14 protein-coding genes are annotated in these 14,587 nt (G+C 45.0%); 1 reads left to right on the top strand and 13 read right to left on the bottom strand.

From position 1 onward, the window contains the following. Positions 1-16: 16 nt before the first annotated feature. The 12 genes from F946_RS08960 to F946_RS09015 form a co-directional block, all read right to left on the bottom strand. On the bottom strand, positions 17-1,339 hold the full coding sequence (locus F946_RS08960) for a carbohydrate porin (protein WP_004981383.1): 1,323 nt from the start codon (positions 1,337-1,339) through the stop codon (positions 17-19). Between the two features lie 60 nt (positions 1,340-1,399). Beyond that, the gene (locus F946_RS08965; protein WP_004981386.1) at positions 1,400-2,860 is read right to left on the bottom strand and encodes a right-handed parallel beta-helix repeat-containing protein; all 1,461 of its coding nucleotides are present in this window, start codon (positions 2,858-2,860) and stop codon (positions 1,400-1,402) included. A gap of 43 nt (positions 2,861-2,903) precedes the next feature. Beyond that, positions 2,904-3,764 carry a type I 3-dehydroquinate dehydratase gene (gene aroD, locus F946_RS08970; RefSeq protein WP_004981388.1) on the bottom strand — a complete coding sequence of 287 codons (861 nt, stop codon included), beginning with the start codon at positions 3,762-3,764 and terminating at the stop codon, positions 2,904-2,906. A gap of 156 nt (positions 3,765-3,920) precedes the next feature. Continuing rightward, a complete protein-coding gene (pcaG, locus tag F946_RS08975) occupies positions 3,921-4,550 on the bottom strand; it encodes a protocatechuate 3,4-dioxygenase subunit alpha (RefSeq protein WP_004981389.1) in 630 nt (209 codons plus the stop codon). Between the two features lie 15 nt (positions 4,551-4,565). Beyond that, positions 4,566-5,291 (bottom strand): protocatechuate 3,4-dioxygenase subunit beta, encoded by a 726-nt coding sequence (gene pcaH / locus F946_RS08980; RefSeq protein WP_004981392.1) that lies wholly within the window; start codon positions 5,289-5,291, stop codon positions 4,566-4,568. A 26-nt stretch (positions 5,292-5,317) separates the two neighbouring features. Then, positions 5,318-5,752 carry a 4-carboxymuconolactone decarboxylase gene (pcaC, locus tag F946_RS08985; protein ID WP_004981395.1) on the bottom strand — a complete coding sequence of 145 codons (435 nt, stop codon included), beginning with the start codon at positions 5,750-5,752 and terminating at the stop codon, positions 5,318-5,320. 14 nt (positions 5,753-5,766) lie between these two features. Further along, entirely contained in the window at positions 5,767-7,122 is a 1,356-nt protein-coding gene (locus F946_RS08990; protein WP_004981398.1) for a 4-hydroxybenzoate transporter PcaK, read from the bottom strand. A gap of 42 nt (positions 7,123-7,164) precedes the next feature. Then, positions 7,165-7,941, bottom strand: coding sequence for a 3-oxoadipate enol-lactonase (gene pcaD / locus F946_RS08995; RefSeq protein ID WP_035326919.1), 777 nt, complete (start codon positions 7,939-7,941; stop codon positions 7,165-7,167). Positions 7,942-7,949: 8 nt separating this feature from the next. Further along, positions 7,950-9,305 (bottom strand): 3-carboxy-cis,cis-muconate cycloisomerase, encoded by a 1,356-nt coding sequence (gene pcaB / locus F946_RS09000; protein WP_004981403.1) that lies wholly within the window; start codon positions 9,303-9,305, stop codon positions 7,950-7,952. Between the two features lie 22 nt (positions 9,306-9,327). Beyond that, positions 9,328-10,533, bottom strand: a complete 1,206-nt coding sequence (pcaF, locus tag F946_RS09005; protein ID WP_004981405.1) for a 3-oxoadipyl-CoA thiolase — start codon at positions 10,531-10,533, stop codon at positions 9,328-9,330. 251 nt (positions 10,534-10,784) lie between these two features. After that, the gene (locus tag F946_RS09010) at positions 10,785-11,435 is read right to left on the bottom strand and encodes a 3-oxoacid CoA-transferase subunit B (protein ID WP_004979749.1); all 651 of its coding nucleotides are present in this window, start codon (positions 11,433-11,435) and stop codon (positions 10,785-10,787) included. A 13-nt stretch (positions 11,436-11,448) separates the two neighbouring features. Continuing rightward, a complete protein-coding gene (locus F946_RS09015) occupies positions 11,449-12,129 on the bottom strand; it encodes a 3-oxoacid CoA-transferase subunit A (RefSeq protein ID WP_004981409.1) in 681 nt (226 codons plus the stop codon). A gap of 280 nt (positions 12,130-12,409) precedes the next feature. Between F946_RS09015 and pcaU the strand changes: the two genes are divergently transcribed. Next, entirely contained in the window at positions 12,410-13,234 is an 825-nt protein-coding gene (gene pcaU / locus F946_RS09020) for an IclR family transcriptional regulator PcaU (RefSeq protein WP_004981412.1), read from the top strand. 79 nt (positions 13,235-13,313) lie between these two features. On the opposite strand, the gene alr is transcribed toward pcaU, so the two are convergent. Continuing rightward, a complete protein-coding gene (alr, locus tag F946_RS09025; RefSeq protein ID WP_004981415.1) occupies positions 13,314-14,540 on the bottom strand; it encodes an alanine racemase in 1,227 nt (408 codons plus the stop codon). Positions 14,541-14,587 lie beyond the last annotated feature (47 nt).

Below are 14,587 nucleotides of genomic sequence, written 5' to 3' on the forward strand. Positions count from 1 at the left end.
TTTACTTTAAATACGATTAAAAATTCACCTTAACGCTAAGACCCGCTACCCAAGCATCATCTACTTCTTTCACACCAGAAGGTTGATAGATATATTGTAGGTTGGGTCTGAGCATCACCGCAGGTGACCACTGATAGGTATAGTTCAACTCAACATTGAGTTCGTCATGTTGGATCGGGACATAGTCACTCGCAACTGCATCGTAACTGTAATAACCACGACCTTCATTGATGGCGATTTGCTTGTCCGTCGCACGATCATTCACGACATAATTGGCTAAGCCAAAACCGATGGAATCATTAGGGCGGCTATCAAAAGGACCTTTGTACCAAAGCGCCAACTGCTGCGTACTTTCTACAGCGGTCGTGTCTCGGTCATTGATGACCCCATTGAAACTGATATATAAACCGCGCTTCGGATCAGTCCCGTGTTGGGTCAGTTGTTGTTGTGCATTCAACCAGAAACTATATTTACCATCGTGGATTTCTCCTGATGTACCCACATCTTTAGCTTCTGCTGTGGAATACAGTGCACCGAGTTTATATTCGCCCGGTAAACCATTAAATGTGGCAAGTTTTGGTTTCCATGCCAGTTCAACTGGAATGGTCGCCCCTTCGACATTGTCCATATCGAGGTTAAAGCCATCACTGTCTGAGTCTGTTTTGACATTGTCTGGGTTGACTTCATAGACCCCAACACCAAGTGACCAGTCTGGTGCAAATTGGTATTTCACATTGGTGCCCCATAAGCTGACAGGCCAGTTATACCAAATCGAACCGATGGACTTACCTAACTGTCCACCACACAAAAGTAAGTTCTGAAACTCACATTGCGAGCTGTTAAAGTCATCAGACATGCCCATACGACCAATTTTGAATTGGACACGGTTGTCGTCAAATCCTGTTTTGATCCATGCTTGGGTCAAACGCCAAATTTTGCCACGACCATAAATTTCTTGGCTGTTGCCCAAGGTACTGGCACGAGGGTCTTTAATTCGTTCAAGCGTTAGGGCGTTACCATCACGTTTGGTAATCATTAAGCCGGCTGTGGTATTTTCCCAACCTGCAATTTTATTTAAATCAAAATTAGCACCCAGTGTGAGCTGCGCGGCATTGTCAAAACTTCTGTCATCGTTATAACCACCCGCCAAATTGGTCGCTGCTTGGCTCATAATCGAAGCTGTAAATTTATAGCCTTGATCTTCCAGTTGCTTCCGCTCACCGTTCCAATCACCGAATAACCATTGACGGTCTGCTGAATAAAATTCATTGGCTGAAGCCAATTGGCAACCAAATAATGCCAATGAAAGTGTGCCGATTCTTAATAATTGTTGTTGCATACCAAACATCCTTTTTAGTGAGGAAAGCTCAACTCAGGTGAGCTTTCCATGCGGTTTTTATTATTTAATGCGAACGGCTGGACTCAGTTCAGAAGTTGCACCCAAGTGGTCGGTCACATTGGCGGTGACATTGGCCACATCACTTGCCACTTTCCATGTTGCTTGACCCTGACCTTGTGCATTGGTTGTTACAACTTGCATCCCTAAATACTGCTCTGCTTCTTGACTCGTCGCTTGACGATTAGCAAAGAACTCAACCTGATAGCGTTGATTTGGTTGCGCTTGCACTTCTGCTGTGACTTGACCTTTGCTATAAATTAAACGCGGTGCTTGGATATTTTGGTTTGGTATCGCGTTACAGCCTTGTTCATTTGGCTGTGTGCAGGTTTTTTGCAGTTTGGCCGCTTCAATGACTACGCCGCCACCACGAGAACCGACAAAGCCAGCATGTTCAAGCGCAGGCACAGCAAACACAATGGCACCTAAACGCTGATTAGGTACACACGAGCCACCCGCTCCACAGCGTTTAATATCTTTGCCATTGCCCCAAATTAGGTTTTTGGTCAGGGTGGTACGGGCATTGGCATCTTTTTCTGAACGAATGGCAATGCCAAGACGGTTACCATGAACTCTGTTACTGTCAAAAATGTTGCCATCACCCGTGAGGTTAAAGCCTATCGAATTGTTGGTCAGTTCGTTATAAGCGATGTAATTGCGCTTACCCCAGTTGATTTGCAAACCATCAGAATAGTTTTCAAATTTATTCCCGACCACGGCATTGTCATTGCCCCACAGAATTTCAATCCCCTGAGACGGCTCTGGATTGGCTTTGGTTGAAGTAAATAAGTTGTTGGCCACAAGGTTAAATGCCGCGCCACGCGTCAGCTCTAAACCATCACCATTATCGACAAACACGTTGTTCAAGACTTTGTTGTTATTAGTGGTGGTCGAGGTCGGATTGCCCTTACCGTCATCACCCGTCAACATCACGCCTGAGCCACCGTAGTTATTACTGATACGGTTATGTTGAATCAAGTTATTGCTTGAACGGTTCACCAAAACACCAATACAGAACCGATGAATATCGAGACCTTTTAAGGTCACACCATTCACATCTTGCAGAACTAAACCCGGTAAAGTCGTAGTACGGACATTGGTACCATATTGTTCAGGGTTTGCCCCTGGGCAAGCTTTAGCGCCTTCACCTTTAATATAGTTTGAACCATCAATTGCGATAAACTCGCCTGTTTTGTCCCATTGCGTCCCAATGATCTTCACTGACGACTTAATTGGCGGTAAAGCTTGATTCAGTTTAATTACATAGGGTGCTTTGCCCACAGCTTGGATTTGAATTTCATTTTCTTGTGTCGCATTGGCATTCGATTGTTCAATCGCCCAACGCAGTGAGCCTTTTGCAGTATCGTCCTGATAACGATCCACAATATAAGTTTCTGCACTGGCAAAACCTGATGCCGCTAAACTCAAAACCAATGTGGTCAAACGTAAAGTTGATGGTTTCATATTTTAAATCCTTTCTATCCTTGAAGATGAATAACACAGTGCATTAAGGGGTCGGTTGTACTGTTTTCAGCAACTGTTTGAGTTGAGTCACATCAATTTGACCCGGTGCAGAGGCTTCACCAATCATGCCGAAACTTAAGCTGCCGCCCATGTTGGCAGTCGCGACACGTGAAATCGTACCCAACTGCCCCATCGACATGGTTAGCAGTGGTTTCTGACTTTTTTGGCTGACCGCCAACGTGGCATTCATGAGGGTAAAGACATCTTGTTTTGACTTTGGCATCACCGCAATTTTTAGAATGTCGGCACCCATCTGATCTTGTTTTAGCAGACGGTTTTCAATTTCTTGTTGTTCGGGGGTTTTGGCAAAATCATGATTTGACATGATCACCAACACGTTCTTTTCATGTGCCAATTTGGTTAATTTCGCTACACTGCCTGCATCACGGAACATTTCGATATCCAACAATTGCATAAACGGCTTTTTCAGGTATTCACGATAAATCTTTTCATAGTCTTGATCAGACACCGTCATTTTACCGCCTTCGTTATGGGTACGAATGGTCGCGATCAACGGTTTATCTTTTAAAATTTGATTCAGCTGCTGACCCAATGCAATTACTTTTTTGGTGTCAGCAGAAAATTCTAATAAGTCGATGCGAAACTCAGCCAAATCGACATCTGGATTACTGGCAATGACTTTGGCTTGTGCAAGTGCTTGCTCTGCTGTCTTTGCGGTAATCGGCACAATAGTTTTGACAGGTAAGTCACCAATATTGAGGTTTTTCACCATATAGTGTTGTGCGCTTGATTGAGCCGATTCAGCTGCAAATGCAGATGGCATTGCTGCGATAACAGCACTGCTTAAGCAGAGTTGCATTGCTAATTTTTTGATTGTCATCATTACATTTCCTTGTATTTTCAAACTATTGCCTGACTTTTATCATCAGCCGTAAACATACGTGGGATGAATGAAATGGGTCATACCATCACCACGTATAAACTTGGATCATTGCAGCAAGAGCAGCAATCAAATAGCTGCTCTTGCCAATTCTGACAATTAGATGTCTAAGAAGACCGTTTCATCTTCACCTTGAATACGAATGTCAAAGCGATACACCACTTCACCATCACGCTCTTCACGTTTTGCAATGAGGGTTTGACGACGAGGTGCCCACTCAATACCTTTCAGTACAGGATCTTGAGCATTGGCTTCAGCTTCATCTTCAAAATACACACGGGTATTCAAGCCAATGTTAATCCCGCGAGCAAAAATAATCAGTGCAATATGCGGAGCTTGAGTTGTGCCTTTACGGCCCGGAACCGCACCCGGTTTAATGGTATTAAAACTCCAAAAACCAGTTTCAAAGTCTGCGCCTGTACGTCCCCAACCGAGGAAGTTTGGATCAACCGCTTTGCCTTGAATATCAGCCGCACTTGGATACACACCGTTGGCATCCGCCTGCCAGATCTCGATGAGCACGTCACGTAATGGCAAACCTAAACCATCAAAGACTTGACCTTCTAAGCGAATGCGTTCACCTAAAGTGTTTTCTTTAACCAGCTGGTTATTAAAGTTATTTTCAAACACTTTGATGTTGGCTTGTTGTGGTAACAAACCAATGTGTACATATGGTCCACCTGTTTGAGATGGAGTTTCATGCAATTCTTGAAAGTTCCAATGGTTCATGTTGTTCTCCCTGAATTAAGTCAAATCATTTTCGAAATAAGTCGCACGACGACCACGTAAAGTGATGTCAAAGCGGTAACAACGGCTGTCTGCTTCAATGAAGTTGCTCTTGTCTTCCAAGGCAATCAATGCTCGACGTTGTTCTTCCGAAGGAATGGTTTTAATAATTGGACACGAATCAATCAGCGTATCGCCTTCAAAATAGAACTGCGAAATGAGGCGCTGCGCCCAACCATCGGCAAGTAAAGAAAAATGGATATGCGCTGGACGCCATTCGTTAATACGGTTACGCCAAGGGTACGGGCCCGGCTTAATGGTACGGAACACAAAATAGCCATTGGCATCGGTCATCATGCGGCCACAACCACCAAAGTTCGGATCCATCGCACCAATAAACTGATCATTTGGATGGCGATAACGACCTGAAGCATTGGCTTGCCACACTTCAAGTAAGGCATTTTTGACTGGACGACCGAACTGATCACGCACATAGCCATGCACAATAATGCGCTCGCCAATCGGCAAACCTTCTTTAGCATAGTTCAAAATCAAATCGTTATCTTTAGGCCCAAACTGCTCCGCACTAAATTGTGGTGAAGTCACTTCAGTTAAGGTTTCGGCAATTGAGATCAACGCATTTTTTGGCGAGCGTAACACACTGGTTTTATAGCCAGGTGCGTATGCTGGCGGATGATCTTCGGTATTACGTTGTGCATAAGCACCTAAAATAAGTTGCGACATGTGACGTCCCTCTTAATCTTGTTCCATTACTCTTGGTTGGTTTGTTCTTGGCTAAGCTGCTGTTCGCTCAGTTTTTGCGGGGCAATGCCCAAATCTGCAAAAACTTCTTCTGCCATGTGCATAGCTGCATTGGCTGCGGGTAAACCTGCATACAGTGAACAGTGCAAAATCAACTCTTTTAAATCGTCCTTGGTCACACCATTGTTAAAACAAGCACGTAAATGCATACGTAGTTCGTCTTCACGGCCCAGTGCCAATAAAACGGCAATGGTGACTAAGCTACGGGTATGGCGCGGCATGCCTGGTCTAGACCAGACTTCGCCCCACGCAAAACGGCTAATAAAATTTTGAAAGTCGGCATTGAAATCATTCAAGTTCTCAAGTGAACGACCGACATGCTTTTCACCCAGCACTTCGGTGCGTACGGTGATTCCTTGTTCATAACGTTGTTCATCATTCATGGGAGAAACCTCAATTAGATTGCATCGGTATGTGCAACCAGTGATTTAACAAAAATAGCGACTGCTGCTGCCGTTGCTGGAATTAACAGCAGGCTTAAAATGGCAGTAAACGACCAGTCATTGCCCAGTAAAACTGCGCCGATCCATGCACCAAATACCGCACCAAAACGTCCAATCCCAGACATCCACGCCACACCTGTTGCACGGCATTGGGTTGGATAAAAACGAGCACTCAGTGCTGGCATTGCCGACTGTGCACCATTAATTGCAACACCTGCACAAAGCACTAAAATGGCAAGTAAGGTTGGATTTGCTAAGCTCTGACCAACAGCAAAGGCAAAGATCCCAGCGACAAAGTAGAAGCCTGCAATAATGCGGTTCGGATTGAAACGGTCCATTGCCCAGCCAATAAATAAAGCACTGAGTACACCGCCAAACTGGAATAAACCACCGATAAATGCAGCACGTTCCATAGTTGCGCCAGTTTCACGCATTAAGGTTGGTAACCAACTGGTGAGTAGATAAATCATCACCAAACCCATGAAATAGGTGAGCCACAATAAAACCGTACCTTTGACATATTTCTGAGAGAACAGCATGCCAAACACACCTTTCTTCTCGGCACCTTCAGTTTTTTCTTCAGGTACATGAAACTCAGTAACACCCTGTACTTGCGTCGGTGCAATACGCGTTAGGATTTTGCGAACTTTTTCGGGGTCACGACCTTTCACAATCAAGAAACGATAAGATTCAGGTAAGAAGAAAATCACCAAGATCATCAAAATCAGTGGCGACCAACCGCCCAGTAAAAATAAGCTGTGCCAACCAAAAGTTGGGATCAACCAACTGCTAATAAAACCACCTGTTGCCATACCCAAGTTGTAACCACAGAACATACAGGTCACGAGTAGCGAGCGAGAGCGTTGTGGGCAATATTCAGAAAATAGCGTGGTTGCATTCGGCATCGCTGCACCCAAACCAATACCGGTTAAAAAGCGCAGTACCACCAAGGTATTTAAATCAGCCGCATATGCCGATGCCAAAGTAAAGCCACCGAAAATCAGCATCGAAACACTTAAAACAATCTTTCGCCCAAAGCGGTCAGCAGTTGGACCTGACACCAAAGCACCAATAATCATGCCGCCTAAAGCCGCACTCATGACTGGACCCAATTGCGAGCGGTCTATTCCCCAGTCTTGTGCCAAGGCTGGAGCAATAAAACCCATTGCCGCAGTATCAATACCGTCAACAAAAACAATGAGAAAACATACAATTGCGATCAACCACTGATATTTGCTAATCGGTGCATCATTAATCAGTGCTTGTGCGTCTATACTCGTTTTTTGAGTAGCGTATTCCTGAGACGCCATACCTGCCTCCTTGGGCTGAAAGTCCTTTTAAAAATCCTTAAACTATTGAATCGATCCAATGAACTGACTGAGAGTTTGGTTAAACAGCTCAGGTTGCTCAATATTAGAAAGATGCGATGCATCAATCACCGCGAGTTCACTCTTTTGAATCTGTTGTTGCATAAAGATGCCATCTGCCACAGTCGTGACTGGGTCAAATGCACCTGCAATCACTAAAGTTGGAATCTGAATCTGTTGAATTTGAGTAGATAGATCTGCTTGCGCGAGCGCTCGGCAAGATTCTGCATAGCCCAGTGCTGGCATAGTCGCTAAAGATTGAATAGTGCGCTGTGCCAAAGCATCGTGTTGATAATCAAACTGCTCACTAAACCAGCGTGTATGTGTAGTCACGACCAAATCTGCTAAGCCATTGGCTGCCACAGCATCTGCACGCGCATTCCAACCCTCTTCCGTCCAAATTTTGGCTGCTGAATTCGCTACAGTGATGCTATGAAAACGATTTGCATGGTGAATACCGAGCCACAAAGCCGTCATGCCGCCCATTGAAATCCCGCAAAAATGCGCTTTTTCAATGTTTAAACCGTTCAGAATATCAATCACATCTTCTGCAAGGTTTTGTACAGTGGTCTGCTCAATCACATCACTTTGCCCATGACCACGCGTGTCATAAGTCACCACTTTGAACTGCTGTTCGAAGGCAGCAACTTGCGGCTGCCACATGCCTTTATCTGTACCCAATGAGTTTGAAAATACAATCACAGGTGCATGGTCTTGCCCACTGATTGCAACAGATAAAGTCTTGCCTTGACGATTGGTCATCGTGATATTCACTTTGCCTCTCCTTTTGCTTCTTGCAACACCGCATCAATCTGGTCTTGAATATTGCCAAGATATGACGCGGGTTTAAAAATTTCTGAAATCTGAGCTGCACTAAAATAGGTTTTGACTGGATCGAGCTCAGTCATGATCTCTTTTAAGTGAACACCTTTTTCAACGGCTGTTTTACATGCTGCTTCCACCACATGGTGCGCCTGTAAGCGCCCCATATGTGGTGCCAATGCCATCATGACCGCTTCCGCCATGATCAAACCCTGCGTGCAATCCAAATTGCGTTGCATATTTTCAGCATTGACTTGCATGCCTTGTAATACGTCTAAAGTCCGCTCTAAAGCACCCGCACAGAGTTGGAAAATTTCAGGCAATGCCAACCATTCTGCATGCCATCCACCTAGACTACGCTCATGTTCCTGCACCATGCTTTGGTACAAACTTGACATCAGCACAGGCACACGATTGGCTGCTGCCAAAACGGATGCCGCAGCAACAGGATTACGCTTGTGTGGCATCGTCGATGATCCCCCACGCCCTTTCGCTGCTGGCTCAAATACTTCTGCAATTTCAGTTTGCATCATCAACGACCAGTCACGTGCCATTTTGCCCAAACTACCTGTCACCATTGCTAAGATGCTCGCGATTTCAACAATACGGTCGCGCTCACCATGCCAAGTACAGCTTGGAACAGAAAGTTGTAACTGCGCTGCAAATGCTTGAACTACCGCTGTTCCTTGAGATTGCAATGAAGCCAATGAACCAACGGCACCGCCTAATTGAGCAGTAAAAACACGTGCTTTCATGGCTTCAATACGGGCTAAATCACGATAAAATGCCGAGGCCCAACGCGCGAATTTATGCCCCAATGTAATCGGCAACCCTTGCTGCAACCATGTGCGTCCAATCATCACTTGTGCACGATACTGTTCAGCTTGAGCCAAAGCTGTGCGGTAACATTGGTGAATTAAAGCTTCAACATGTGTCATTGCAGCACGGCATTGCAAAATACAGGCAGTGTCTAAAATGTCTTGACTGGTTGCGCCCCAATGCACATAACGCGCAGCATCTTCATCGTTTTGCTTCACAATCGCAGTTAATTGCTTCACAAAAGGAATCGCGATATTGCCCGCCAAACCTGTTGCAATCGCTAATGCATCAAAGTCAATCTGATCAATCGCAGTCTGGGCAACTTGGGAAATTGCTGTTGCTGCAGATTCTGGAATGACACCGACCTGAGCCTGCGCTTGTGCCAAGGCAACTTCAGCCTCAATCATGTATGACACCAATGCGCGATCACTGAAAATTTCAGTCACCTCGTTTTGGTAAAATAAGCTGGCATATAACTGGCTCATGATCGCTATCCTTAACTCTGCTTTAAACGCGCTGAATAATCATTGCAATGCCTTGACCGACACCAATACACATCGAACATAGCGCATAGGTTCCACCTGTTTGCTCCAATTGGTTCAGTGCAGTCGTGACCAAACGCGCACCCGATGCACCCAACGGATGACCAATCGCAATTGCACCACCATTTGGATTCACTTGTGTGGTGTCATCTACCAGACCAAGGTCACGGGTTACGGCTAAAGCTTGTGCAGCAAAGGCTTCATTCAGCTCAATCACATCCATCTGCTCTAATGTCAGATTGGCTTGTTTAAGAAGCTTCTTAATCGCAGGTGCTGGGGCAAAGCCCATGATGCGTGGTTCAACCCCCACTGCTGTTGAAGCAATGATTTTGGCACGCGGTTTAAGTTGGTACTGCTGAATCGCTTGTTCCGAAGCAATCAGTACAGCAGCTGCACCGTCATTGATGCCTGATGCATTCCCCGCAGTGACGGTGCCTTCTGCTGTCACGACTGGCTTGAGTTTGGTTAAACCTTCTAAGGTGGTCGATGCACGTGGATGTTCATCGGTATCGATCACAATCGGATCACCCTTACGCTGTGGAATATTCACAGGGATGATCTCATGTGTAAAAAAGCCTTGAGCTTGCGCGGTTGCGGTGCGCTGTTGACTCGCCAAGGCAAACTGGTCTTGATCTGCGCGATCAATATTAAATTGTTGTGCCACGTTCTCCGCGGTTTGCGGCATGGTGTCTACACCATACATCGCTTTGAGCTTAGGATTGATAAAACGCCAGCCCATAGTGGTGTCTTCAATCTTTTGACTACGGCCATAAGCTGTTTCTGATTTCCCCATCACAAAAGGTGCACGAGACATACTTTCGACGCCACCTGCGATGATTAAATCTGCTTCGCCGGCTTTAATTGCACGGGCTGCCATCGCAATGGCATCTAGGGATGAACCACATAAGCGATTCACAGTCGTGGCAGGAACTTCAACGGGTAAACCTGCAAGCAGTGCTGACATACGCCCCACATTACGGTTATCTTCACCCGCTTGGTTGGCACAACCATAAATCACGTCATCGACTTGGGTCCAATCTACACTTGGATTACGTTGCATTAAGGCTTGAATTGGCACTGCACCCAAGTCATCGGCACGGATCGGAGCGAGTCCACCTGCATAACGTCCGAATGGAGTACGAATGGCATCGATAATATATGCGTCTTTCATGTTTAATCTTGTCCTTTAAAACGGGACTCTGCTGATAGATCAACTGTATCTATTCACGACGGAGTCTTATCGTGTTCAGTCAAATAGCAGTAACTCATTCTCGTCCCTTTTTTAAAAAAGTGACCAAAAACTTTGTCATCAACAAAACCTGTTCACTCACAGCAATTTTCCACTGCTGTTGCAAAAACAATATTTTTAAAGCGCTCGACAGGTTGTTGATGACTATAAGCTCTAGCAAATTTTTCTGAAATTTACTGTGTCGCATCCACTAAAGTTGCACCCGTCATGGCCTGCAATTCTACAAAGCTTAGACCGTCGACTTTTTCAATCACTTTTAAACCGTCTGCGGTGACATCAATCACACACAGGTCGGTATAAATACGATCGACACACTTCAAACCTGTTGCGGGATAGCTCAATTCAGCTACGATCTTTGGTTCACCTTGTTTGGTCACATGGTCGGTGGTGATAAAGACTTTCTTGGCACCGACAGCTAAGTCCATTGCACCGCCGACCGCAGGAATTGCATCAGGGGCACCCGTGTGCCAATTGGCCAAGTCACCATTAGCTGCCACTTGAAAGGCACCCAAGACTGCAATATCTAAGTGACCACCACGCATCATGGCAAAAGAGTCTCCATGATGGAAAAAGGCACCGCCTTCGAGCATAGTCACATATTCTTTACCCGCATTGATCAACTCAGGATCTTCCTGACCTTTTTCAGGTGGTGGACCAAAAGCCAATAAGCCATTTTCAGAATGTAAGAAAACGTCTTTGTCTGAAGGCAGGTAGCTGGCAATCTTGGTCGGTAAGCCAATCCCAAGATTGACATACGCACCATCTGGAATATCTTGTGCCACACGTTCTGCAATTTGGTTACGGCTGAGTTTTTGATAGCTCATGATGTTCTCCCGATTACACAGCAACAGGTTCAGGTTGAACCTGCACCACGTGTTGAACAAAAATACCTGCGGTGATGATGTGTTCAGGGTCTAAAGCTCCTAAGTCCACCACTTCAGACACTTGGGCAATGGTCACGCCTGCGGCCATCGCCATAATCGGGCCGAAGTTACGTGCCGATTTGCGGTAGACCAAGTTACCCCAACGGTCGCCTTGCTGCGCTTTAATCAAAGCGAAGTCAGCTTTGATTGGATATTCCAGTACATAATCTTTACCGTCGATGTGACGGGTTTCTTTGCCTTCGGCTAATAATGTGCCGTAGCCAGTTGGGGTAAACACAGCACCAAGTCCCATACCTGCGGCTTGAATACGACAGGCCAAATTGCCTTGAGGCACCAGTTCCAATTCGATTTTGCCTGCACGATAGAGTTCATCGAAGACCCAAGAGTCGGACTGACGTGGGAACGAACAGATGACTTTTTTCACGGTACCAGCTTTGAGCAGCTTGGCTAAACCATAGTCGCCATTGCCAGCATTGTTGCTGACGATGGTTAGGTCTTTAATGCCAAGTTGAATTAAGCCATCGATCAGTTCAGCAGGTTGTCCTGCTGTACCAAAACCACCAATCATGATGGTTGAGCCGTCGGTGATTTGGGAGAGCACTTCCGCGAGGGATGCCACGCTTTTATCTATCATTAGATAACTCCATTGTGCATCATGCAAATTTGAAAAGGCGCGGAAAACTAACTTATACTGGAGGTATGATTCAGCTAAAACCACATTCCCTAGTTTTTTAGTTCGATTTCCTTATCTGTTCATTTTTTATAATTTCTCCGCTTTGGGATAGATAGTGACCACAGGTTTTGTTCGATGATCGAACAAAATACCTATATATCGAACAAAACCTGATTATTTCACTCTGATTTCACGTTATAGTAAAAATAATGAAGAAATAAAAATGGATAAAGGGAACACGATGGAAGAAGCAACTGAGACAAGAGAAAAGTGTCTTCAACACAAAGACAATAAAAAAACCATTCGACATGAAGATTTTGTCGCAGGGATCAGTAAAGGTATGGCCATTCTCGACAGCTTTGGTACTGACCGACATCGTTTAAATATCACTATGGCAGCAGAACGCACAGGCATGACCCGTGCCGCAGCGCGACGCCATTTACTCACCCTTGAATATTTAGGCTATTTAGAATCTGATGGTCATTATTTTTATTTAACTCCTAAAATTCTTAAGTTTTCAGGGTCTTACTTGGGTGGAGCACATCTTCCCAAAATTTCTCAGCCTTTGCTAAACTTGCTCACCAATCAAACCTCACTCATTTTTTCCGTTATGGTTCTAGATGGTTATGAAGCCATTACCATTGCACGCAGTGCCGCGCACCAGCAAACGGATCGTGTCAATCCTTATGGTCTACATTTGGGAAATCGCTTACCTGCACATGCAACATCGGCAGGCAAAATTTTACTGGCCTATCTAGATGATCAGGAACAATATGAATGGCTGAATCAGTATCCACTACAACGCCTAACCAAATATACCCATACCAACAATGAAACATTTCTGGCCTTATTGCATGAAATTCGAGAGCAAGGTTGGTGTTATTCATGCGAGGAACATGAATTGGGCGTACATGCCCTTGCCGTTCCGATTTATGGGCAACAGTTAAAAGTGGTTGCAGCCTTAAATATTGTTTCCCCTACCATGCGCACAACCAAAGAGTATTTGATTCAACACATACTGCCGTTACTACAAGAAACCGCACGCGAATTACGTAATATTCTTTAACTGTTCCACCTTCGGCATAACTTTATTTAATTTCATGCTGTACACACTTCAGCACGTACAGCATTTTCTGTTGAAAATATTATTTCACCACAACTTTTGGATTAGAGTTACCCCACATGATGTATACATCTGCCAGCAAAGCGCCATTGTATTCTTCCAAATCACTTTGCTTCACTGTTGCCCCCCCTTGTTCGCCAAACAAGACCACTTCATCATTGGCACGAATATCTGGAAAATCAGTGACATCCACCATAGTAGTATTCATGGAGGTGCGCCCGACTACAGGCACTTTATGCCCTCGAATCAATACATAGGCTTTATTACTAAACGCCCGTCGATAACCATCTGAATAACCAAGTGGTAAGTTCGCCAATAGTGAATCACGCTTCAAAGTATACGTTTGGTCATAGCCAACTGTTGTGCCTTTCAAATAGGCATTGACTGTTGCCACTTGAGTTTTAAAGGTCATCAGCTTTTTATATTCAACTCGATCTGGAAGGCTGTCACCATAAATCACACCGCCTGCACGTACCATATCTAGGTGTGACTCTGGAACCGTCAAGGTCGCAAAAGAATTTGCGGTATGTAAAGTCAGTGCTTCTCGCTTTAATTTGGCTTTTTTAATTATCCAATCCGTTTGCTGGTTAAAGACAGCCAAACGTTCACGCACATATTGTTCATCTTCCACAGCATAATGCGTCATGATGCCCACCAGCTTTAAATTTGGCAGTTTGGTCATGCGTAGCGCTTGCTGTTTACCTAGTGCACTGTTCAGCTCTAAACCGTTTCGATCCATCCCCCCTGCATTTAAACCCAAATGATACGCAAGGGTTAAACCTTGTTGTTTTGCCCATTCTGACAGGCGCTGTGCTTGTTCATAGTTCCCCAACAACTCTTCCATGTTTAAGGAAGCAGCATTTTGGATTTCTTGGTCAGTCGCAGCACGTAGTCTTAACAGCCTTCCCTGATAACCAGACTTGCGCACCATCGCGGCTTCAGCATTACTGGTAATGCCAACACAGGGCACATTGAGCTTAATAATACTCGGCATCAACAGTTCAATCCCGTGACCATAAGCATCGGCTTTCATAACCGCACAAATCTGGCTTTTGTCCTGTAGCTGCTGTTGTAAGGTCTGAATATTCTGCTCAAAGGTCTGCACATTAATTTCGACCCATGCATTGGCCTGTGGTGCTGCCACTTGTGTCGCTGAAAGTTGTGACGTCAATAACGGTGCGGCAAAACTGCTCTGTATATGTAGTAATCCTGCACCCAACATGCATGCCCAAAGTGTTGCTTTTTTCAAAATAAATCCCTCTGTTTTGCGATAAAAATAAAGGGGGAATATTCCCC

It is taken from the genome of Acinetobacter johnsonii ANC 3681 (assembly GCF_000368805.1).
In the GTDB taxonomy this organism is placed as follows: Bacteria; Pseudomonadota; Gammaproteobacteria; order Pseudomonadales; family Moraxellaceae; genus Acinetobacter; species Acinetobacter johnsonii.